Origin of the sequence: Escherichia sp. WS338, assembly GCF_046486405.1 — a bacterium.
Taxonomy (GTDB): domain Bacteria; phylum Pseudomonadota; class Gammaproteobacteria; order Enterobacterales; family Enterobacteriaceae; genus Escherichia; species Escherichia coli.
On record NZ_JBJQLL010000005.1, the window covers coordinates 58,574 to 79,791 of the forward strand.

Consider the following 21,218-nt stretch of genomic DNA (forward strand, 5'->3'; position numbering starts at 1 on the left):
AATCTGATTAGTTAACCAATTCTGCGTTGCACACAGTTATCTGTGAGAACCCCATGGAAGAGAAATGGAAATAAAAAGAACTGACACCGGGATCAAAAAACCAAAAACTGCAATACCCACAGCGTGATATAGATCGCATTAATCTTTAAAACAGCGTTGACATAAGCCATAAAATAAGCAATCGAACGTTCGTTCGAACGTATTGGGAACGATAAACTCTCATGACATATGACTACGGTGAATATTTTGGGGGGGGGAATTCTCCGCTCCCGGGGAGGATGATTTTTGCACAGAGAAATTACGATATGAAACGCGGGCTCAGTTGTCATCAGCCCGCGGAAAGAGAGAGAGAGGATCAGGATGCGGTTAAGATACCGCCAATCATCGCGCGTAATCCCTGAGCAAACGACGCTTCACGTGCCAGATCTTCCGCTTCGATATCGGCCAGTACACCGTAGGTCAGATCCAGCAGTAAACGTGAAGTCATTGCCGTGTTGATGTCTGGGCTTATCTCGCCTTTTTGCTGGGCATCACGCATCCGCTGGGCAACAAATTCCGTGATCGTCATATGCTTATTTTTAAGCATGGCGGCGACCTGTGGGTTACGCATCCCTTCCGCCATAATTTCGACCACCAGCGCCCGTTGTCCAAAGGCTTCATGGGTGAGAGATACAATAGACTCGACCATATAGTCAACGAAATGAATCCCTTCAATCGGTTCCCGGAAACGGGCCAGCGCCCTCTCCTGGTCCTGTAAGATAATCGCCTGAATCAAGGCTTCTTTGGAGATGAAATGGTGATAGAGCGTCCCTGGACTAATGGCGCAAGATTTACAGATGGCTTTCATCGAGGCACTGTGAAATCCATTTTCTGAAAAAATCTCTCTGGCAGCATTGAGGATCCGGGTCCGTGTCGGTTGTGCTTCAGTCTGCATGTTATCCATCATAAAACCATTATAGTTAGCGTGAATAACTAGTTTACCGCGTTGTCAGGTGAGCGCCTATCATTGCTGTTGAATAGTGCGAAGGCACACTCTATTCGTATACTTTTCATCCAGATATTGGTTAACCAATAGCAGTGATTTGGCTGCCAGTTGTTTAGCAGAAACGTTGATGAGTTTATCCCGGTAAACAACACGCACGGTTGTTTACCGGTCCGTTAGTGTATTAATTGAGCTCCTGTACCCCACCACCGGAGACGGTGAGAATTTGTCCGCTTACCCAGCTCGCAGCTGGCGAGCAAAGGAACAGCGCCGCGTTAGCAATATCTTGCGGTTGGCCCAGACGTCTGATCGGCGTGTGCTGTAACATTTTTTGTTCAATTTCTGGTGTAATAACGGATTTCAGGGCATCGGTTAATATTGCCCCCGGCGCAATGCCATTTACCCGAATATTTTTTTCCCCCAGGTCAAACGCCATATTTCTGACCAGATGACTGGCCGCAGCTTTAGATGATGCATAAGAAGTCATGTTTATATTTTTATTTTCTGCCGCCATAGAAGTGATGGTCAGAATAACGCCACCGCCATTTTTTTCCATTTCTGGCGCAACAAGTTGTGACAGATGGAAAAAAGAAAACACATTCAGTTCATAAGCACGGCGAAAATCTGCCATTGGCATATCAAACGGTTTAGGACCACCGCCACCGGCGTTGTTAACCAGGATATCAACTTTACCCAGCTTACTGACGGCAAAGTCTGCCAGTGCAGAGAGTTCCTGTTCGGAAGTAATATCACAACGCCAGGCAAATGCCTGACCACCCAGTTGTTGAATTTCATCTACAACATGGTTAGCTGCGTCGGCGTTAATATCACTGACCACCACAGATGCGCCAGCTGTCGCGAATGTAATGGCAATTTCTTTACCAATACCTGCACCGGCACCTGTGATGATGGCACATTTTCCGTCGAGTCTCAGGTTGTCAGAATTAAACACATAAACCTCCTGTGAACTTCAGTAAAAATAAAAGGCACCGCCTGTGTGCCACATTTTTTATCATTAACCTTGAGGAAAGGACACTACCAGGTATAGCAGATAAAGAGAGGATTATTTCGCCGCAATGAGCCGGGCGGGAATAATAAGATTGCGTGAATGCGTCTCTTCATGGGTGATTTTTTGCATCATGCGATCCGCAAGTGTGGTACCAAGTTCCCGCGCAGGCGTGCTGGCCCAGGTAACAGGTATATCATCAAGTGTGGTTGGCGTTGCATCGGTAAATGCCGCCAACGAAACCTGTTGTTCAAAGTAACGATCGACTCCGCTTTCCCCGCTTTGCCGCCCTGCTTTCAGCAAACCAAACCATGCCCCCATCGCAATAGTTTCGTTATAGCAAACCACAGCACTGATGGTCGGGTTATGACGTAAAAGCGCCGTGATAGCTTCCGCGGCTTGCTTCTGGCTGGAAGAGCACTCCAACACCCAATCGCTGTGAAACGGCAGGCCAAATTTTAGTAGAGTTGCACAATAGCCCCCCACCCGTTCTGCCCGGGTTAATGAGGAACTTTGCCCTCCCAGCCAGGCGATACGCTGATGCCCATTGCGAATGAGATGCTCCGTCAACAACTGTGCAGCCTGCATGTTATCCGGGCGAACCGTATCAACATCATCAAGATAACTGGCACGGGAAGCGAAAATCACCGGGATAGCTTTTTCTTCTGCCATCCGTCGCAGGTCATCGCTGCTTCCTGCAGCCCCGGCAATGACCACACCATCGACCCCCTGATTCAGTAACAGTGAAAACCGCTGTGCCAGCTGCTCGCCGTCTTTACCGCCGTGAAGCAAAAAAACCATCCGTCCCTGCGCTTCCAGAGCTTCCGTCAATCCGGCCGTTAATTCGGCGTAAAACGGCGCAGATAAATCACGGACGATCAAACCAATGACGCCGCTTTGCCCGCCGCGCAGCGCCGACGCCTGACGATTGCGCACAAATCCCAGCTCTTCAATGGCGGCGTTAACGCGTTCTCCTGTGGCGGTAGAGATTCGCCCTTTGCCACTTAGCACCAGCGAAACGGTACTTACCGACACGCCCGCAGCCAGCGCAACATCATGAATGGTTATTTTTTTGGCGGTAGCCATGCAGATGACCTACTCCCTGATTATGTGACAGATAAAACGTTTTACCTTTTATTTATCTTATACCCGCTATTATCGTTGCGTAATGTGATTTATGCCTCACTAAAATTTGATAAAACGTTTTATCTTCTCGCGCAATTTACTGAATCCAGATTGTTCTCTACGAGGAGTCGTTTTATGACGGCGAAAACAGCACCGAAAGTCACGCTGTGGGAGTTCTTCCAGCAGTTAGGCAAAACCTTCATGTTACCCGTGGCATTATTGTCGTTCTGCGGCATTATGCTCGGCATTGGTAGTTCCCTTAGTAGCCACGATGTCATCACCCTAATCCCGGTCCTGGGCAACCCCGTGTTGCAGGCTATCTTTACCTGGATGAGTAAGATTGGCTCGTTTGCTTTTAGTTTCCTGCCAGTCATGTTCTGTATCGCCATCCCGCTGGGCCTGGCACGCGAAAACAAAGGCGTAGCGGCGTTCGCTGGCTTCGTCGGTTATGCGGTAATGAACCTCGCGGTAAACTTCTGGTTAACCAATAAAGGCATTCTGCCAACCACAGACGCCGCCGTTCTGAAAGCCAATAACATACAGAGCATTCTTGGGATCCAGTCGATCGATACCGGGATCCTCGGTGCGGTGATCGCCGGTATTATCGTCTGGATGCTGCATGAGCGATTCCATAATATCCGCCTGCCGGATGCGCTGGCATTCTTCGGCGGTACGCGCTTCGTACCAATCATCTCCTCGCTGGTGATGGGCCTTGTCGGTCTGGTGATTCCATTAGTCTGGCCGATTTTCGCCATGGGTATTAGCGGCTTAGGCCATATGATCAACAGCGCGGGTGATTTCGGACCGATGCTGTTTGGTACCGGTGAACGTCTGCTGTTGCCGTTTGGTCTGCATCACATTCTGGTGGCATTAATTCGCTTTACCGACGCAGGCGGCACGCAGGAAGTCTGCGGTCAAACCGTCAGCGGCGCACTGACCATCTTCCAGGCGCAATTGAGTTGCCCGACCACTCACGGTTTTTCTGAAAGCGCCACGCGTTTCCTTTCGCAAGGTAAAATGCCTGCGTTTCTCGGCGGCCTGCCAGGTGCAGCGTTAGCTATGTATCACTGCGCGCGCCCGGAAAATCGCCATAAAATTAAAGGTCTGCTTATTTCTGGCCTGATCGCCTGTGTCGTTGGCGGCACGACCGAACCGCTGGAATTCCTGTTCCTTTTCGTAGCGCCAGTTCTGTATGTCATCCACGCGCTGTTAACCGGCCTCGGCTTCACCGTCATGTCTGTGCTCGGCGTCACCATCGGTAATACCGACGGCAATATCATCGACTTCGTGGTGTTCGGTATTTTGCATGGTCTGTCAACCAAGTGGTACATGGTGCCAGTGGTGGCGGCAATCTGGTTTGTGGTTTACTACGTCATCTTCCGTTTCGCTATCACCCGCTTCAATCTGAAAACCCCGGGGCGCGATAGCGAAGTTGCCAGCTCAATCGAAAAAGCCGTTGCCGGTGCGCCGGGTAAATCAGGTTACAACGTTCCGGCAATCCTCGAAGCCTTAGGCGGTGCCGACAATATTGTCAGCCTCGATAACTGCATTACCCGTCTGCGTTTGTCTGTGAAAGATATGTCGCTTGTTAATGTGCAGGCACTGAAGGACAATCGGGCAATTGGCGTAGTACAACTTAATCAACATAACCTGCAGGTTGTTATCGGGCCACAAGTTCAGTCAGTAAAAGATGAAATGGCCGGTCTGATGCATACTGTTCAGGCATAAGGATAAGATATGTTCGATTTTTCAAAGGTCGTGGATCGTCATGGCACATGGTGTACGCAGTGGGATTATGTCGCTGACCGTTTCGGCACTGCTGACCTGTTACCGTTCACGATTTCAGACATGGATTTTGCCACTGCCCCCTGCATTATCGAGGCGCTGAATCAGCGCCTGATGCACGGCGTGTTTGGCTACAGCCGCTGGAAAAACGATGAGTTTCTCGCGGCTATTGCCCACTGGTTTTCCACCCAGCATTACACCGCCATTGATACGCAGTCGGTGGTGTATGGCCCTTCTGTTATCTATATGGTTTCAGAACTGATTCGTCAGTGGTCTGAAACAGGTGAAGGCGTGGTGATCCACACACCCGCCTATGACGCATTTTACAAGGCCATTGAAGGTAACCAGCGCACAGTAATGCCCGTTGCTTTAGAGAAGCAGGCTGACGGCTGGTTTTGCGATATGGGCAAGCTGGAAGCCGTGTTGGCGAAACCAGAATGTAAAATTATGCTCCTGTGTAGCCCACAGAATCCTACCGGGAAAGTGTGGACGTGCGATGAGCTGGAGATCATGGCTGACCTGTGCGAGCGTCATGGTGTGCGGGTTATTTCCGATGAAATCCATATGGATATGGTTTGGGGCAAGCAGCCGCATATTCCCTGGAGTAATGTGGCGCGCGGAGACTGGGCATTGCTAACGTCGGGATCGAAAAGTTTCAATATTCCCGCCCTGACCGGTGCTTACGGGATTATAGAAAATAGCAGCAGCCGTGATTCCTATTTATCGGCACTGAAAGGACGTGATGGCCTTTCTTCCCCTTCAGTACTGGCGTTAACTGCCCATATCGCCGCCTATCAGCAAGGCGCGCCGTGGCTGGATGCCTTACGCGTCTATCTGAAAGATAACCTGACGTATATCGCAGATAAAATGAACTCCGCGCTCCCTGAACTCAACTGGCAGATCCCGCAATCCACTTATCTGGCCTGGATTGATCTACGTCCGTTGAATATTGACGACAACGCGTTGCAAAAAGCGCTTATCGAGCAAGAGAAGGTCGCGATCATGCCGGGGTATACCTACGGTGAAGAAGGTCGTGGTTTTGTCCGTCTCAATGCCGGGTGCCCGCGTTCGAAACTGGAAAAAGGTGTTGCTGGATTAATTAACGCCATCCGCGCTGTTCGTTAACCCCAATTGCGCAACGTAAAAAATCGTTGCGCAATCGTGGATTTTTACCCTGCTTTGTTTTTATAATGGTGCGCACTTTTATATCCAGAAAAAGAGTGCGACCATGATTGATACCACCCTGCCATTAACTGATATCCATCGCCACCTTGATGGCAACATTCGTCCCCAGACCATTCTTGAACTTGGCCGCCAGTATAATATCTCGCTTCCTGCACAATCCCTGGAAACACTGATTCCCCACGTTCAGGTCATTGCCAACGAACCCGATCTTGTGAGCTTTCTGACCAAACTTGACTGGGGCGTTAAAGTTCTCGCCTCTCTTGATGCCTGTCGCCGCGTGGCATTTGAAAACATTGAAGATGCAGCCCGTAACGGCCTGCACTATGTCGAGCTGCGTTTTTCACCGGGCTACATGGCAATGGCACATCAGCTGCCTGTAGCGGGTGTTGTCGAAGCGGTGATCGATGGCGTACGTGAGGGTTGCCGCACCTTTGGTGTGCAGGCGAAGCTTATCGGCATTATGAGCCGGACCTTCGGCGAAGCCGCCTGTCAGCAAGAGCTGGAGGCCTTTTTAGCCCACCGTGACCAGATTACCGCACTTGATTTAGCCGGTGATGAACTTGGTTTCCCGGGAAGTCTGTTCCTTTCTCACTTCAACCGCGCGCGTGATGCGGGCTGGCATATTACCGTCCATGCAGGCGAAGCTGCCGGGCCGGAAAGCATCTGGCAGGCGATTCGTGAACTGGGTGCGGAGCGTATTGGACATGGCGTAAAAGCCATTGAAGATCGGGCGCTGATGGATTTTCTCGCCGAGCAACAAATTGGTATTGAATCCTGTCTGACCTCCAATATTCAGACCAGCACCGTGGCAGAGCTGGCGGCACATCCGCTGAAAACGTTCCTTGAGCATGGCATTCGTGCCAGCATTAACACTGACGATCCCGGCGTACAGGGAGTGGATATCATTCACGAATATACCGTTGCCGCGCCGGCTGCTGGGTTATCCCGCGAGCAAATCCGCCAGGCGCAGATTAATGGTCTGGAAATGGCTTTCCTCAGCGCAGAGGAAAAACGCGCACTGCGAGAAAAAGTCGCTGCGAAGTAACAAAAATGGATGGTGCTAATTGCACCATCCTCTTTTCACGCAAGGCACAGCGTCGCGCGATGTTTGGCGGATTCGATGCCCAGCTCAATCAACTCCATTACCTGGATTGCCTGACTTGCCGGAACCGGATTTTCACCATCGCCATTTAACGCATCACGAATAGCCGCATAGTAAGCCGGATAATTCCCTGGTACTGTCAACAGCGTTTCTTCGACACGTTCCTCACCTTCCACGCGGGTAAGTACGCCATCACGCATATCGTAGCCCCAGTCTTCCTGCGGCAGACGCTCGCCATTTTTCAGACGTTCTTCCTGTGGATCGAGGCCATATTTCACATAACTGCCTCGGGATCCATGCACGATATAACGTGCTGACTCAGCGGCTGCCAGCATGGTGCCGTGTAAAATGACTCGCCGCTGCGGATAGGACAAGATGGCGTGGAAATAATCGGTCGACTGCGCTCCGGGCCGTAACTGTGCCAAATCTACCGTCATGCTAACCGGTAAACCAAATAGCGTAATGGCCTGATCAAGAAGGTGCGGTGCTAAATCGTACCAGATACCGCTGCCAGGGCCGCCCTGTTCACGCCAACGATCGCGCACCTGCGGACGGAAGCGGTCAAAATGAGACTCAAAGTAAGCAACTTCACCCAGTACGCCTTCCGCGAGCAAACCTTTTAGCGTCAGGAAATCGCTATCCCAGCGACGGTTATGGAATACAGACAGCACACGCCCCAGGCTTTTTGCCAGCGCTTCCAGCTCTCGCGCTTGTGACAGTGTCACGGTAAAGGGTTTATCAACGACCACATGTTTACCCGCCTCAAGCGCCGCTTTGGCTAACGGGAAATGGGTATCGTTGGGTGTAGGGATGACAATCAGGTCTATGTTGGGATCGTTAAACAGATGCTTCGGCTCAGAGACAACCGTAACCGTTGGCCAGTCGGCTTTTACTTTTGTTTCATCGCTGCTGGAGATTACCGCCAGTTCCAGCCCGGGCGTGCCCGCAATCAGGGGCGCATGGAAGGTTTTGCTCGCATAACCATACCCAATCACCCCAACACGGATGTTGTCGCTCATGTCATTGCCTCTCATTGAAGTATGATGGCTATTTGACACTATCCTTTACCCTCGCTCAACAGTTTAATAACCTGCCAGCAATAAGGGATGTTGTTTAACTTAAGTCAAAAAAATAGCGAATTTTCCAACGACAAAAGCTAAATATCGCAAAAACCTCAGTAAAAATCTTGCTGGAGCTATTATTGCTAAGTAACATTTACCCCCTGAAGTTAATGGATCAATCAACAGAGATGTGGGCTGTAATGAATCGTCTTATTGAATTAACAGGTTGGATCGTTCTTGTCGTTTCAGTCATTCTTCTTGGCGTGGCGAGTCACATTGACAACTATCAGCCACCTGAACAGAGTACTACGGTACAACACAAGTAAGCTCTGCGCTTGTAGAGCGACATGCTGCCCGTCCGGGTGCATCTTTTCACTTGTCGGATATTAAACCAGGAATTTATTATCTTGTTCGATGTTGTTGGTGATTGTCAGAGATAGTAAAGCGCGTTACTCTTTTCAGAGCAGTTTTTCATCCCTGAATATTTGCCATCAGCGCATTCTTATTATTGTAATAACACACGCGTTCACTTTTGGTGAAATTTTATCATCACTAATAATACCTACCCCTTTGGTATTAATTATTTTATGGACCTTTTATGACTGTTCAGGACTACTTATTAAAATTTCGCAAAATCAGTTCACTCGAAAGTTTGGAAAAACTCTACGACCATCTTAATTACACCCTGACGGACGATCAGGAACTGATCAATATGTATCGTGCTGCCGATCACCGTCGCGCAGAGCTGGTTTCTGGCGGGCGTTTGTTTGACCTCGGCCAGGTACCGAAGTCCGTCTGGCACTATGTCCAATAAAGAAAGTAGCGATCGGTTATAAAAGCCTTATAATAACGCCCCTAAAATTAGATTTGCCTGTTTGCGTCGCTATTCTGGAGAACCTATGACCACCACAACGCCACAACGTATTGGAGGCTGGTTGCTTGGCCCATTGGCCTGGCTTTTAGTCGCTCTGTTAAGTACGACGCTGGCGTTGTTGCTGTATACCGCTGCGTTATCTTCTCCGCAAACATTTCAAACGCTCGGCGAACAAGCACTGACGACACAAATCTTATGGGGCGTTTCTTTTATTACCGCTATCGCCATGTGGTATTACACACTGTGGTTGACCATCGCTTTCTTTAAACGTCGGCGTTGTGTTCCTAAACACTATATTATCTGGCTGCTTATTTCCGTCTTACTGGCAGTAAAAGCGTTCGCTTTTTCACCCGTGGAAGATGGCATAGCCGTTCGCCAGTTACTGTTTACTTTGTTGGCAACCGCATTGATCGTCCCCTATTTTAAACGCTCGTCGCGGGTGAAAGCGACGTTTGTGAATCCGTAATAACCTTACAGTTAACCTGTTGTCGCCTGCTCTGGATTAACGGATAATAGGCGGCTTTTTTATTTCAGGCCGAAAAATGACTGACTACCTGTTACTGTTTGTCGGAACTGTACTGGTCAATAACTTTGTACTGGTCAAGTTTCTCGGTCTCTGTCCGTTTATGGGAGTTTCCAAAAAGCTGGAAACCGCGATGGGCATGGGGCTGGCAACAACGTTTGTGATGACGCTGGCGTCTATTTGCGCCTGGCTTATCGATACGTGGATTTTGATCCCGCTTAATCTGATTTACCTGCGCACCCTGGCGTTTATTCTGGTGATTGCTGTGGTTGTGCAGTTCACCGAGATGGTGGTGCGCAAAACCAGCCCGGTGCTTTACCGTCTGCTGGGGATTTTTTTGCCGCTTATCACCACCAACTGTGCAGTGCTCGGCGTGGCGTTGCTGAATATCAATCTCGGGCACAATTTCTTGCAGTCGGCGCTGTACGGTTTTTCCGCCGCTGTCGGTTTCTCGCTGGTGATGGTGCTCTTCGCCGCCATCCGCGAACGCCTTGCTGTGGCTGATGTCCCGGCACCTTTTCGCGGTAATGCCATTGCGTTAATTACCGCAGGTCTTATGTCTCTGGCCTTTATGGGCTTTAGTGGTTTGGTGAAGTTGTAATGAATGCTATCTGGATTGCCGTTGCCGCCGTGAGCCTGCTGGGCCTGGCGTTTGGCGCCATTCTGGGTTATGCCTCCCGCCGTTTTGCGGTGGAAGACGATCCGGTCGTTGAGAAAATTGACGAAATCTTACCGCAGAGCCAGTGTGGTCAGTGCGGTTATCCCGGCTGTCGCCCCTACGCGGAAGCTATCAGCTGTAACGGTGAAAAAATTAACCGCTGCGCCCCAGGGGGCGAAGCTGTGATGCTAAAAATTGCCGAGTTGCTTAATGTCGAGCCACAGCCGCTGGATGGCGAAGCGCAAGAGCTAACACCTGCGCGGATGGTGGCGGTTATTGATGAAAATAACTGTATTGGCTGCACTAAATGTATTCAGGCGTGTCCGGTAGACGCCATCGTTGGCGCTACCCGCGCCATGCATACGGTAATGAGTGATCTCTGTACGGGCTGCAATTTATGCGTTGATCCGTGCCCGACGCACTGCATCTCGTTGCAACCGGTTGCAGAAACACCTGACTCCTGGAAATGGGATCTGAACACCATTCCCGTGCGTATCATTCCCGTGGAACACCATGCTTAAGTTATTCTCTGCATTCAGAAAAAATAAAATCTGGGATTTCAACGGCGGCATCCATCCACCGGAGATGAAAACCCAGTCCAACGGTACACCCCTGCGCCAGATACCCCTGGCGCAGCGTTTTGTCATTCCACTGAAACAGCATATTGGTGCTGAAGGTGAGTTGTGCGTTAGCGTCGGCGATAAAGTATTGCGCGGCCAGCCGCTTACCCGTGGTCGCGGCAAAATGCTGCCTGTTCACGCGCCCACCTCGGGTACCGTTACGGCTATTGCGCCCCACTCTACGGCTCATCCTTCAGCGTTAGCTGAATTAAGCGTGATTATTGATGCCGATGGTGAAGACTGCTGGATCCCGCGAGACGGCTGGGCCGATTATCGCTCTCGCAGTCGCGAAGAGTTAATCGAGCGCATTCATCAGTTTGGTGTTGCCGGGCTGGGCGGTGCGGGATTCCCGACAGGCGTTAAATTGCAGGGTGGCGGAGATAAGATTGAAACGTTGATTATCAACGCTGCTGAGTGCGAGCCGTACATTACCGCCGATGACCGTTTGATGCAGGATTGCGCGGCTCAGGTCGTAGAGGGTATTCGCATTCTTGCGCATATTCTGCAGCCACGCGAAATTCTTATCGGCATTGAAGATAACAAACCGCAGGCGATTTCCATGCTGCGCGCGGTGCTGGCGGACTCTCACGATATTTCTCTGCGGGTGATTCCAACCAAATATCCTTCTGGCGGCGCTAAACAATTAACCTACATTCTGACCGGGAAGCAGGTTCCACATGGCGGGCGTTCATCCGATATCGGCGTATTAATGCAAAACGTCGGCACTGCTTATGCAGTGAAACGTGCCGTTATTGATGGCGAGCCGATTACCGAGCGTGTCGTAACCCTGACTGGCGAAGCAATCGCACGCCCGGGCAACGTCTGGGCACGGCTGGGTACGCCAGTGCGTCATTTATTGAATGATGCCGGATTCTGCCCCTCTGCCGATCAAATGGTGATTATGGGCGGCCCGCTAATGGGCTTTACCTTGCCATGGCTGGATGTCCCGGTCGTAAAGATTACCAACTGTCTGTTGGCTCCCTCTGCCAATGAGCTTGGCGAACCACAGGAAGAACAAAATTGCATCCGTTGTAGTGCCTGTGCTGACGCCTGCCCTGCGGATCTTTTGCCGCAACAGTTGTACTGGTTCAGCAAAGGTCAGCAACACGATAAAGCCACCACGCATAACATTGCCGACTGCATTGAATGTGGGGCTTGCGCGTGGGTTTGCCCGAGCAATATTCCCCTGGTGCAATATTTCCGTCAGGAAAAAGCTGAAATTGCGGCTATTCGTCAGGAAGAAAAGCGCGCCGCAGAAGCCAAAGCGCGTTTCGAAGCGCGCCAGGCTCGTCTGGAACGCGAAAAAGCGGCTCGCCTTGAACGACATAAGAGCGCAGCCGTTCAACCTGCAGCCAAAGATAAAGATGCGATTGCTGCCGCTCTGGCGCGGGTGAAAGAGAAACAGGCCCAGGCTACACAGCCGATTGTGATTAAAGCGGGCGAACGCCCGGATAACAGTGCAATTATTGCAGCACGTGAAGCCCGTAAAGCGCAAGCCAGAGCGAAACAGGCAGAACTGCAGCAAACTAACGACGCAGCAACCGTTGCTGATCCACGTAAAACCGCAGTCGAAGCCGCTATCGCCCGCGCCAAAGCGCGCAAGCTGGAGCAGCAACAGGCTAATGCGGAGCCAGAAGAACAGGTTGACCCGCGCAAAGCCGCCGTCGAAGCCGCTATTGCCCGAGCCAAAGCGCGCAAGCTGGAGCAGCAACAGGCTAATGCCGAGCCAGAACAACAGGTCGATCCGCGCAAAGCCGCCGTCGAAGCCGCTATTGCCCGTGCCAAAGCACGCAAGCTGGAACAGCAACAGGCTAATGCGGAACCAGAAGAACAGGTCGATCCGCGCAAAGCTGCCGTCGAAGCCGCTATTGCCCGCGCCAAAGCACGCAAGCTGGAACAGCAACAGGCTAATGCGGAACCAGAAGAACAGGTCGATCCGCGCAAAGCTGCCGTCGAAGCTGCTATTGCCCGTGCCAAAGCACGCAAGCTGGAACAGCAACAGGCTAATGCGGTACCAGAAGAACAGGTTGATCCGCGCAAAGTCGCCGTCGAAGCGGCTATTGCACGCGCCAAAGCACGCAAGCTGGAACAGCAACAGGCTAACGCAGAACCAGAAGAACAGGTTGATCCGCGCAAAGCGGCAGTTGCCGCGGCTATTGCCCGCGTTCAGGCCAAAAAAGCCGCCCAGCAAAAGGTTGTAAACGAGGACTAAATGGTATTCAGAATAGCTAGCTCCCCTTATACCCATAACCAGCGCCAGACATCGCGCATTATGCTGTTGGTGTTGCTCGCAGCCGTGCCAGGAATCGCAGCGCAACTGTGGTTTTTTGGTTGGGGTACTCTCGTTCAGATCCTGTTGGCGTCGGTCAGTGCTCTGTTAGCCGAAGCTCTCGTACTCAAACTACGCAAGCAGTCGGTAGCCGCAACGTTGAAAGATAACTCAGCATTGCTGACAGGCTTATTGCTGGCGGTAAGTATTCCCCCCCTCGCGCCATGGTGGATGGTCGTGCTGGGTACGGTGTTTGCGGTGATCATCGCTAAACAGTTGTATGGCGGTCTGGGGCAAAACCCGTTTAATCCGGCAATGATTGGTTATGTGGTCTTACTGATCTCCTTCCCGGTGCAGATGACCAGCTGGTTACCGCCACATGGAATTGCGGTCAACATCCCTGGTTTTATCGACGCCATACAGGTTATTTTCAGCGGACATACCGCCAGTGGTGGTGATATGAACACACTACGCTTAGGTATTGATGGCATTAGTCAGGCGACACCGCTGGATACATTTAAAACCTCTGTTCGTGCCGGTCATTCGGTTGAACAGATTATGCAATATCCGATCTACAGCGGTATTCTGGCGGGCGCTGGTTGGCAATGGGTAAATCTCGCCTGGCTGGCTGGCGGCGTGTGGTTGCTATGGCAGAAAGCGATTCGCTGGCATATTCCCCTCAGCTTCTTAGTAACGCTGGCGTTATGCGCAACGTTGGGCTGGTTGTTCTCACCAGAAACACTGGCAGCACCGCAAATTCATCTGCTGTCTGGAGCGACCATGCTCGGCGCATTCTTTATTTTGACTGACCCGGTTACCGCTTCTACGACCAATCGTGGTCGTCTTATTTTCGGCGCGCTGGCGGGCTTATTAGTCTGGTTGATCCGCAGTTTCGGCGGCTATCCTGACGGCGTGGCTTTTGCCGTCCTGCTGGCGAACATCACGGTTCCTCTGATCGATTACTACACGCGTCCGCGCGTCTACGGCCATCGCAAAGGGTAAACCATGCTGAAAACTATCCGAAAACACGGCATTACACTGGCACTATTTGCAGCGGGTTCTACAGGGTTAACTGCGGCCATCAACCAGATGACCAAAACGACAATTGCTGAACAGGCCAGTCTGCAACAAAAGGCGTTATTTGATCAAGTGCTGCCAGCCGAACGCTATAACAATGCGCTGGCACAGAGTTGCTATCTGGTCACTGCGCCAGAGTTAGGTAAAGGTGAGCATCGGGTTTACATCGCCAAACAGGATGACAAACCGGTAGCCGCCGTTCTGGAAACAACCGCGCCAGATGGCTATTCTGGTGCGATTCAGCTGCTGGTGGGAGCCGATTTTAACGGCACGGTACTAGGCACGCGCGTGACAGAGCACCACGAAACGCCAGGGCTTGGCGATAAAATCGAACTGCGCCTTTCTGACTGGATCACCCATTTTGCGGGTAAAAAAATCAGTGGTGCGGATGATGTGCACTGGGCGGTGAAGAAAGATGGTGGTGATTTCGACCAGTTCACCGGCGCGACGATTACTCCGCGCGCGGTGGTAAATGCGGTAAAACGCGCCGGATTGTACGCTCAGACGTTACCGGCACAACTTTCTCAACTTCCTGCCTGTGGAGAATAAAGCGTGAGCGAAATTAAAGACGTTATTGTTCAGGGGTTGTGGAAAAACAACTCTGCGCTGGTCCAGTTGCTCGGCCTTTGTCCGCTACTGGCGGTCACGTCCACTGCCACCAACGCCCTGGGTTTAGGACTTGCGACTACGCTGGTACTGACGCTGACCAACTTGACCATTTCGACGCTGCGTCACTGGACGCCAGCCGAGATCCGCATTCCCATTTACGTGATGATCATCGCCTCGGTGGTCAGCGCTGTACAGATGCTGATCAACGCCTACGCCTTTGGCCTGTATCAATCATTAGGGATTTTTATTCCGCTGATTGTCACTAACTGTATCGTTGTGGGCCGCGCTGAAGCCTTCGCCGCCAAAAAAGGTCCGGCGCTTTCGGCACTGGACGGCTTTTCAATTGGTATGGGCGCAACCTGCGCCATGTTCGTGCTGGGTTCACTACGCGAAATAATAGGCAATGGCACGTTGTTTGACGGTGCAGATGCGCTGTTAGGTAGCTGGGCAAAAGTATTACGCGTGGAGATTTTCCACACCGACTCCCCTTTCCTGCTGGCGATGCTGCCACCAGGTGCATTTATTGGCCTGGGACTGATGCTGGCAGGGAAATACCTGATTGATGAAAGAATGAAAAAGCGCCGTACTGAAGCAGCTGCCGAACGTGCATTGCCAAACGGTGAAACAGGGAATGTCTGATGAACAAAGCAAAACGTCTGGAGATCCTCACTCGCCTGCGTGAGAACAATCCTCATCCCACCACTGAGCTTAATTTCAGTTCACCTTTTGAATTGCTGATTGCCGTACTGCTTTCCGCTCAGGCGACCGATGTCAGTGTTAATAAGGCGACGGCGAAACTCTACCCGGTGGCTAATACACCTCCAGCGATGCTTGAACTGGGCGTCGAAGGGGTGAAAACCTATATCAAAACCATTGGGCTTTATAACAGCAAAGCAGAAAATATCATCAAAACCTGCCGTATCTTACTGGAACAACATAATGGCGAGGTTCCGGAAGATCGTGCTGCGCTTGAAGCCCTGCCTGGCGTAGGTCGTAAAACAGCCAACGTCGTATTAAACACTGCATTCGGCTGGCCGACTATTGCTGTCGATACGCACATTTTCCGCGTTTGTAATCGTACTCAATTTGCGCCGGGGAAAAACGTCGAACAGGTAGAAGAAAAGCTACTGAAAGTGGTTCCGGCAGAGTTTAAAGTCGACTGCCACCATTGGTTGATCCTGCACGGGCGTTATACCTGCATTGCCCGCAAGCCCCGCTGTGGCTCTTGTATTATTGAAGATCTTTGTGAATACAAAGAGAAAGTTGACATCTAATGATAAGGGGTAACACCGATTACCCCATTGATAACCTTTCTTTATCCTCTTTTAAAACATCTTTTTAACGTCAATGATGCCATTGCTTAGCGTTATCATCAGGTAATCCGTTTGCGGATAACCAAAAATGCAGGTTAATTGTTTTTTTAATAGCGAAATTTTCTATTCATTCGTGATCAAAATCACGATGCTGTGGCAATGTAAAAACATTGCAAGAACTAGGTTAAAATCATTTAAATTTACACACGCAACAAATATTGACCTACAAAACATTACACTGGCTATTTTTCAGAAACTGGACTATCTCACTAGGAAAAACGCTAAATAGCAGAACATATCGCCGTTAAGCCATCATCCCCCTCTCAGGGTAGTGAAAAAATCTGCCGTTACGTTTTTTGAAAAATTTAACGCTGGATAACATTTCCCGGAATGGTTGAATTCCCCGCCTCAGTTATATGTAACAGATTATTACAAAGGACTTGTCTGAAAGTGCAAGATAGTGAACATTACCTGCCGTTTCCCCTCCCACTATAACAATTGCGCGTATGTTTTTTAGGCATAACGCGAGAAAGCACCCCCGTTAATATGGGATGTAAAAAAAGAGGTAAAAGTGTCCACTGCAAACCAAAAACCAACTGAAAGCGTCAGTTTGAACGCTTTCAAACAACCGAAGGCGTTCTATCTCATCTTCTCGATTGAGTTATGGGAACGTTTTGGTTATTACGGCCTACAAGGAATTATGGCTGTTTACCTGGTTAAACAACTGGGTATGTCTGAAGCGGATTCAATCACCCTTTTCTCTTCCTTTAGTGCCCTGGTTTATGGTCTGGTCGCTATCGGCGGCTGGTTAGGTGACAAGGTACTGGGTACTAAACGCGTAATTATGCTCGGCGCTATTGTGCTGGCGATTGGTTATGCTCTGGTTGCCTGGTCTGGTCACGACGCCGGTATCGTTTATATGGGTATGGCGGCTATTGCGGTCGGTAACGGCCTGTTTAAAGCTAACCCGTCTTCTCTGCTTTCTACATGCTATGAGAAAAACGACCCGCGTCTGGACGGTGCATTCACCATGTACTACATGTCCGTCAACATCGGCTCTTTCTTCTCTATGATTGCTACGCCGTGGCTGGCCGCGAAATACGGCTGGAGTGTTGCGTTTGCGTTGAGCGTTGTAGGCCTGCTGATCACTATCGTTAACTTCGCCTTCTGCCAACGCTGGGTTAAACAGTACGGTTCAAAACCAGACTTCGAGCCTATCAACTACCGTAACCTGCTGCTGACCATTATTGGTGTTGTGGCACTGATCGCTATCGCCACCTGGCTGCTGCACAATCAGGAAGTTGCGCGTATGGCGCTGGGCGTTGTTGCCTTCGGTATTGTGGTTATCTTCGGTAAAGAAGCTTTCGCGATGAAAGGTGCTGCGCGTCGTAAAATGATCGTTGCCTTCATCCTGATGCTCGAAGCAATCATCTTCTTCGTGCTGTACAGCCAGATGCCAACGTCACTGAACTTCTTTGCGATTCGTAACGTTGAGCACTCCATTCTGGGTCTGGCCGTAGAACCTGAGCAGTATCAGGCACTGAACCCGTTCTGGATCATCATCGGTAGTCCGATTCTGGCCGCTATCTATAACAAGATGGGCGATACCCTGCCGATGCCAACCAAGTTTGCAATCGGCATGGTGATGTGTTCTGGTGCGTTCCTGATTCTGCCGCTGGGTGCGAAATTCGCGTCTGACGCTGGTATCGTGTCTGTAAGCTGGCTGGTCGCGAGCTATGGCCTGCAGAGTATCGGGGAACTGATGATCTCTGGTCTGGGTCTGGCAATGGTCGCACAACTCGTTCCGCAGCGTCTGATGGGCTTCATTATGGGTAGCTGGTTCCTGACCACTGCCGGTGCAAACCTGATTGGTGGTTATGTTGCGGGTATGATGGCTGTGCCGGATAACGTTACCGATCCGCTGATGTCACTGGAAGTCTATGGTCGCGTATTCTTGCAGATTGGTGTCGCTACTGCCGTTATTGCAGTACTGATGCTGCTGACCGCGCCGAAACTGCACCGCATGACGCAGGATGACGCTGCAGACAAAGCGGCGAAAGCTGCTGTAGCGTAAAATTCAGGGAAACTCTTTTACAAGCCGCTAACTTTTCGTTAGCGGCTTTTTTTTTGTTCAGCAACGCACTACCATACTTTAAACCACAGACAAAAGGAGTTACCGATGAAATTGTTCTACAAACCGGGTGCCTGCTCTCTCGCTTCCCATATCACCCTGCGTGAGAGCGGAAAGGATTTTACGCTCGTCAGTGTGGATTTAATGAAAAAACGTCTCGAAAACGGTGACGATTACTTTGCCGTTAACCCTAAGGGACAGGTACCTGCATTGCTGCTGGACGATGGTACTTTGCTGACGGAAGGCGTAGCGATTATGCAGTATCTTGCCGACAGCGTCCCCGACCGCCAGTTGCTGGCACCGGTAAACAGTATTTCCCGCTATAAAACCATCGAATGGCTGAATTACATCGCCACCGAGCTGCATAAAGGTTTCACACCTCTGTTTCGCCCTGATACACCGGAAGAGTACAAATCGACAGTTCGCGCGCAGCTGGAGAAGAAGCTGCAATATGTGAACGAGGCACTGAAGGATGAGCACTGGATCTGCGGGCAACGATTTACAATTGCTGATGCCTATCTGTTTACGGTTCTGCGCTGGGCATACGCGGTGAAACTGAATCTGGAAGGGTTAGAGCACATTGCGGCATTTATGCAACGTATGGCTGAACGTCCGGAAGTACAAGACGCGCTGTCAGCGGAAGGCTTAAAGTAATAGCCATCGGCCCACAGGTCGTTGTGGGCCGAAATGAGATATTTCAGAGCTTTGTTGCGCTGAAATAATGTTCTGGTTTGGCAATACGATCCTGAGCAGCAACCACTTGCAGCTCATATTCCTGCATTGCTTTGGTGGTCACCATGATTTCGTATACTGCAGCGGTCACATGTTCCAGAGCCTCCTGCAGCGTTGCCCCCTGAAGCAGTTTCACCAGCAGTAAACCGCTCGTCACATCACCAACACCTACCGGCTGGCGCATACCAAAATCCACCAGCGGACGGCTGATATGCCAGGCTTCATCGGCGGTAACCAGCAGCATTTCAAAACGGTCACGGCTGTAGCCAGCCCGCGCCAGGTGTTTAACCAACACAATTTGTGGCCCTTGCGCAATGAGTTCACGCGCTGCCAGAACCGCTTCTTCGACGTTATTTACCGCATGCTCACAGAGTATTTCCAGCTCAACCAGATTCGGCGCAATGATATCGCTGGCAGGCAAACCGTGCCGCACATGAAACTCTGCGACACCCGGTGCAACGATACAGCCTTTTTCCGGATGACCCATTACCGGATCGCAAAAATATTTCGCCTGCGGATTCGCTGCTTTCACCTGACGAACGATACCGAGAATATGTTCACCCTGCTCCGCCGAACCCAGATAGCCACTTAATACGGCATCACAGGTGTGTAATTTATCAATGGCGGCAATGCCTTGCACAATTTCGGTTAAATGGCTGGGCGGCATCACGCAGCCAGTCCATTTGCCGTATTGAGTGTGATTAGAAAATTGAACGGTGTTCAGCGGCCAGACGTTCGCGCCCAGGCGGCGCATCGGAAACTCTGCCGCACTGTTACCCGCATGACCATAAACAACGTGAGACTGGATAGCGAGAATATTTTTCATCATGTTCCCTGTATAAAAACCAGGGGGAGTGATTTCTCACTCCCCCTTTCCACTTAATGCATTATTTCCAGCAAATCAGACAGTAATTCTTTTTGCCGCGACGCAATAAGGTAAAACGACCAAACAGACGATCTTCTTCTTTAAAGAAGTATTCAGGATCGGACTGTTTTTCACCGTTAATGGTGATGGCATTGGAGGCGATAGTTTTACGCGCCTGACCACGGGAAGGTTGCAGTTCAGAATCGACCAGCGCCTGCATCAGGTCTGCGCCCTTCTCCATCTCAACCATCGGTACGCCGTCCTGCGCCAGCTGTTCGAAGTCCGCTTCACTCAGCGCACTCAAGGAACCGCTGAACAGGCATTCGGTAATACGTTTTGCCGCCTGCAAACCTTCTTCACCATGCACCAGACGTGTCACCTGTTCTGCAAGCACATACTGGGCGCGCGGTGCTTTACCGCTGTTTTTATCTTCTTCTTCCAGGGCGTTGATCTCTTCAATGCTCATGAAGGTGAAGAACTTCAGGAAGCGGTAAACGTCGGCATCCGCAGTGTTGATCCAGAACTGGTAGAATTTGTACGGGCTGGTTTTCTTCGGATCCAACCAGACTGCGCCGCCTTCAGTTTTACCAAATTTGGTGCCGTCTGCTTTGGTGATCAGCGGAACGGTCAGGCCAAACACCTGATTCTGATGCAGACGACGGGTCAGGTCGATACCAGAAGTGATGTTACCCCACTGGTCAGAACCACCAATTTGCAGCACCACACCGTACTGTTTGTTCAGACAGGCGAAGTCATAACCCTGCAACAGGTTGTAGGAAAACTCAGTGAACGAAATCCCCTGATCTTCACGGTTGAGACGCTGCTTAACCGCTTCTTTGTTGATCATCTGGTTAACAGAGAAGTGTTTGCCAATATCGCGCAGGAAGGTCAGCACATTCATATTGCCGAACCAGTCATAGTTGTTCGCCGCGATAGCAGAGTTTTCTCCACAGTCGAAATCGAGGAACGGGGCAACCTGCTTGCGGATTTTGTCCACCCACTCCTGAACAGTTTCTTCGGTGTTCAGCTTACGCTCAGCAGCTTTGAAGCTCGGGTCGCCAATCAGACCCGTCGCGCCGCCTACCAGCGCAACCGGCTTGTGGCCCGCCTGCTGGAAGCGTTTCAGGCATAACAATGGAACAAGATGCCCCAAATGCAAGCTGTCAGCGGTAGGATCGAAGCCGCAATAGAGCGCGATCGGGCCTTGCGCCAGTCGCTCTGCTAACGCTTCCTCGTCCGTCACCTGGGCTACCAGCCCCCGCTCTTGCAATTGTTTAATCAAGTTACTGCTTGCCATCAAA

21 protein-coding genes are annotated in these 21,218 nt (G+C 50.8%); 15 read left to right on the forward strand and 6 right to left on the reverse strand.

Annotated elements, in window-relative coordinates:
* Positions 1-355 precede the first annotated feature (355 nt).
* The 3 genes from uidR to malI form a co-directional block, all read right to left on the reverse strand.
* Positions 356-946 (reverse strand): DNA-binding transcriptional regulator UidR, encoded by a 591-nt coding sequence (uidR, locus tag ACJHWT_RS05785; RefSeq protein ID WP_000969092.1) that lies wholly within the window; start codon positions 944-946, stop codon positions 356-358.
* A gap of 220 nt (positions 947-1,166) precedes the next feature.
* Entirely contained in the window at positions 1,167-1,934 is a 768-nt protein-coding gene (hdhA, locus tag ACJHWT_RS05790) for a 7-alpha-hydroxysteroid dehydrogenase (protein WP_000483371.1), read from the reverse strand.
* Between the two features lie 111 nt (positions 1,935-2,045).
* The gene (gene malI / locus ACJHWT_RS05795) at positions 2,046-3,074 is read right to left on the reverse strand and encodes a mal regulon transcriptional regulator MalI (protein ID WP_000179508.1); all 1,029 of its coding nucleotides are present in this window, start codon (positions 3,072-3,074) and stop codon (positions 2,046-2,048) included.
* A 174-nt stretch (positions 3,075-3,248) separates the two neighbouring features.
* Here malI and malX point away from each other — a divergent pair, with 174 nt between their 5' ends.
* The 3 genes from malX to add all read left to right on the forward strand — a co-directional run bounded on the left by malX (position 3,249) and on the right by add (position 7,128).
* Complete coding sequence (gene malX, locus ACJHWT_RS05800) at positions 3,249-4,841, forward strand: PTS maltose transporter subunit IICB (RefSeq protein ID WP_000125609.1); 1,593 nt, start codon at positions 3,249-3,251, stop codon at positions 4,839-4,841.
* A 9-nt stretch (positions 4,842-4,850) separates the two neighbouring features.
* Positions 4,851-6,023, forward strand: a complete 1,173-nt coding sequence (gene malY, locus ACJHWT_RS05805; protein ID WP_000459395.1) for a bifunctional maltose regulon transcriptional repressor/cystathionine beta-lyase MalY — start codon at positions 4,851-4,853, stop codon at positions 6,021-6,023.
* Between the two features lie 103 nt (positions 6,024-6,126).
* Positions 6,127-7,128 carry an adenosine deaminase gene (add, locus tag ACJHWT_RS05810; protein WP_000567513.1) on the forward strand — a complete coding sequence of 334 codons (1,002 nt, stop codon included), beginning with the start codon at positions 6,127-6,129 and terminating at the stop codon, positions 7,126-7,128.
* A gap of 35 nt (positions 7,129-7,163) precedes the next feature.
* Here add and ACJHWT_RS05815 read toward each other — a convergent pair whose 3' ends face one another.
* Positions 7,164-8,204 carry an oxidoreductase gene (locus ACJHWT_RS05815; protein ID WP_410232317.1) on the reverse strand — a complete coding sequence of 347 codons (1,041 nt, stop codon included), beginning with the start codon at positions 8,202-8,204 and terminating at the stop codon, positions 7,164-7,166.
* A gap of 242 nt (positions 8,205-8,446) precedes the next feature.
* On the opposite strand from ACJHWT_RS05815, the gene blr reads away from it, so the two are divergent.
* The 12 genes from blr (at position 8,447) to gstA (ending at position 18,974) form a co-directional block, all read left to right on the forward strand.
* Positions 8,447-8,572: a division septum protein Blr gene (gene blr / locus ACJHWT_RS05820; protein WP_001296096.1), complete on the forward strand. Its 126-nt coding sequence runs from the start codon at positions 8,447-8,449 to the stop codon at positions 8,570-8,572.
* 272 nt (positions 8,573-8,844) lie between these two features.
* Positions 8,845-9,060 carry a transcription modulator YdgT gene (gene ydgT, locus ACJHWT_RS05825; RefSeq protein ID WP_000217950.1) on the forward strand — a complete coding sequence of 72 codons (216 nt, stop codon included), beginning with the start codon at positions 8,845-8,847 and terminating at the stop codon, positions 9,058-9,060.
* 85 nt (positions 9,061-9,145) lie between these two features.
* Positions 9,146-9,586, forward strand: a complete 441-nt coding sequence (locus ACJHWT_RS05830; protein WP_001306099.1) for a DUF2569 domain-containing protein — start codon at positions 9,146-9,148, stop codon at positions 9,584-9,586.
* Between the two features lie 76 nt (positions 9,587-9,662).
* Complete coding sequence (rsxA, locus tag ACJHWT_RS05835; protein WP_000133193.1) at positions 9,663-10,244, forward strand: electron transport complex subunit RsxA; 582 nt, start codon at positions 9,663-9,665, stop codon at positions 10,242-10,244.
* Positions 10,244-10,822, forward strand: a complete 579-nt coding sequence (gene rsxB, locus ACJHWT_RS05840; RefSeq protein WP_000991809.1) for an electron transport complex subunit RsxB — start codon at positions 10,244-10,246, stop codon at positions 10,820-10,822. Before rsxA ends, rsxB begins: the two co-directional genes overlap by 1 nt.
* The gene (rsxC, locus tag ACJHWT_RS05845) at positions 10,815-13,133 is read left to right on the forward strand and encodes an electron transport complex subunit RsxC (RefSeq protein ID WP_032252134.1); all 2,319 of its coding nucleotides are present in this window, start codon (positions 10,815-10,817) and stop codon (positions 13,131-13,133) included. The genes rsxB and rsxC overlap by 8 nt, the downstream gene beginning before the upstream one ends.
* Positions 13,134-14,192, forward strand: coding sequence for an electron transport complex subunit RsxD (rsxD, locus tag ACJHWT_RS05850; RefSeq protein WP_000231947.1), 1,059 nt, complete (start codon positions 13,134-13,136; stop codon positions 14,190-14,192).
* Positions 14,193-14,195: 3 nt separating this feature from the next.
* A complete protein-coding gene (gene rsxG / locus ACJHWT_RS05855) occupies positions 14,196-14,816 on the forward strand; it encodes an electron transport complex subunit RsxG (RefSeq protein WP_000920800.1) in 621 nt (206 codons plus the stop codon).
* Between the two features lie 3 nt (positions 14,817-14,819).
* Positions 14,820-15,515: an electron transport complex subunit RsxE gene (gene rsxE, locus ACJHWT_RS05860; protein WP_001289657.1), complete on the forward strand. Its 696-nt coding sequence runs from the start codon at positions 14,820-14,822 to the stop codon at positions 15,513-15,515.
* The gene (gene nth, locus ACJHWT_RS05865; protein WP_001030352.1) at positions 15,515-16,150 is read left to right on the forward strand and encodes an endonuclease III; all 636 of its coding nucleotides are present in this window, start codon (positions 15,515-15,517) and stop codon (positions 16,148-16,150) included. Before rsxE ends, nth begins: the two co-directional genes overlap by 1 nt.
* Positions 16,151-16,760: 610 nt before the next feature.
* The gene (dtpA, locus tag ACJHWT_RS05870) at positions 16,761-18,263 is read left to right on the forward strand and encodes a dipeptide/tripeptide permease DtpA (RefSeq protein WP_000100932.1); all 1,503 of its coding nucleotides are present in this window, start codon (positions 16,761-16,763) and stop codon (positions 18,261-18,263) included.
* Positions 18,264-18,368: 105 nt separating this feature from the next.
* A complete protein-coding gene (gene gstA / locus ACJHWT_RS05875; protein WP_000765756.1) occupies positions 18,369-18,974 on the forward strand; it encodes a glutathione transferase GstA in 606 nt (201 codons plus the stop codon).
* A gap of 43 nt (positions 18,975-19,017) precedes the next feature.
* Here gstA and pdxY read toward each other — a convergent pair whose 3' ends face one another.
* Together pdxY and tyrS are read right to left on the reverse strand one after the other, a co-directional pair.
* Positions 19,018-19,881: a pyridoxal kinase gene (gene pdxY / locus ACJHWT_RS05880; RefSeq protein WP_001307229.1), complete on the reverse strand. Its 864-nt coding sequence runs from the start codon at positions 19,879-19,881 to the stop codon at positions 19,018-19,020.
* A 58-nt stretch (positions 19,882-19,939) separates the two neighbouring features.
* The gene (tyrS, locus tag ACJHWT_RS05885) at positions 19,940-21,214 is read right to left on the reverse strand and encodes a tyrosine--tRNA ligase (RefSeq protein ID WP_001295400.1); all 1,275 of its coding nucleotides are present in this window, start codon (positions 21,212-21,214) and stop codon (positions 19,940-19,942) included.
* Positions 21,215-21,218: the final 4 nt, after the last annotated feature.

Excerpts from the sequence above, each read along its gene's own strand:
- uidR (WP_000969092.1), bottom strand. The coding sequence starts at position 946 with ATGATGGATAACATGCAGACTGAAGCACAACCGACACGGACCCGGATC.
- malI (WP_000179508.1), bottom strand. The coding sequence starts at position 3,074 with ATGGCTACCGCCAAAAAAATAACCATTCATGATGTTGCGCTGGCTGCG.
- malX (WP_000125609.1), top strand. The coding sequence starts at position 3,249 with ATGACGGCGAAAACAGCACCGAAAGTCACGCTGTGGGAGTTCTTCCAG.
- malY (WP_000459395.1), top strand. The coding sequence starts at position 4,851 with ATGTTCGATTTTTCAAAGGTCGTGGATCGTCATGGCACATGGTGTACG.
- add (WP_000567513.1), top strand. The coding sequence starts at position 6,127 with ATGATTGATACCACCCTGCCATTAACTGATATCCATCGCCACCTTGAT.
- ACJHWT_RS05815 (WP_410232317.1), bottom strand. The coding sequence starts at position 8,204 with ATGAGCGACAACATCCGTGTTGGGGTGATTGGGTATGGTTATGCGAGC.
- blr (WP_001296096.1), top strand. The coding sequence starts at position 8,447 with ATGAATCGTCTTATTGAATTAACAGGTTGGATCGTTCTTGTCGTTTCA.
- ydgT (WP_000217950.1), top strand. The coding sequence starts at position 8,845 with ATGACTGTTCAGGACTACTTATTAAAATTTCGCAAAATCAGTTCACTC.
- ACJHWT_RS05830 (WP_001306099.1), top strand. The coding sequence starts at position 9,146 with ATGACCACCACAACGCCACAACGTATTGGAGGCTGGTTGCTTGGCCCA.
- rsxA (WP_000133193.1), top strand. The coding sequence starts at position 9,663 with ATGACTGACTACCTGTTACTGTTTGTCGGAACTGTACTGGTCAATAAC.
- rsxB (WP_000991809.1), top strand. The coding sequence starts at position 10,244 with ATGAATGCTATCTGGATTGCCGTTGCCGCCGTGAGCCTGCTGGGCCTG.
- rsxC (WP_032252134.1), top strand. The coding sequence starts at position 10,815 with ATGCTTAAGTTATTCTCTGCATTCAGAAAAAATAAAATCTGGGATTTC.
- rsxD (WP_000231947.1), top strand. The coding sequence starts at position 13,134 with ATGGTATTCAGAATAGCTAGCTCCCCTTATACCCATAACCAGCGCCAG.
- rsxG (WP_000920800.1), top strand. The coding sequence starts at position 14,196 with ATGCTGAAAACTATCCGAAAACACGGCATTACACTGGCACTATTTGCA.
- nth (WP_001030352.1), top strand. The coding sequence starts at position 15,515 with ATGAACAAAGCAAAACGTCTGGAGATCCTCACTCGCCTGCGTGAGAAC.
- gstA (WP_000765756.1), top strand. The coding sequence starts at position 18,369 with ATGAAATTGTTCTACAAACCGGGTGCCTGCTCTCTCGCTTCCCATATC.
- pdxY (WP_001307229.1), bottom strand. The coding sequence starts at position 19,881 with ATGATGAAAAATATTCTCGCTATCCAGTCTCACGTTGTTTATGGTCAT.
- tyrS (WP_001295400.1), bottom strand. The coding sequence starts at position 21,214 with ATGGCAAGCAGTAACTTGATTAAACAATTGCAAGAGCGGGGGCTGGTA.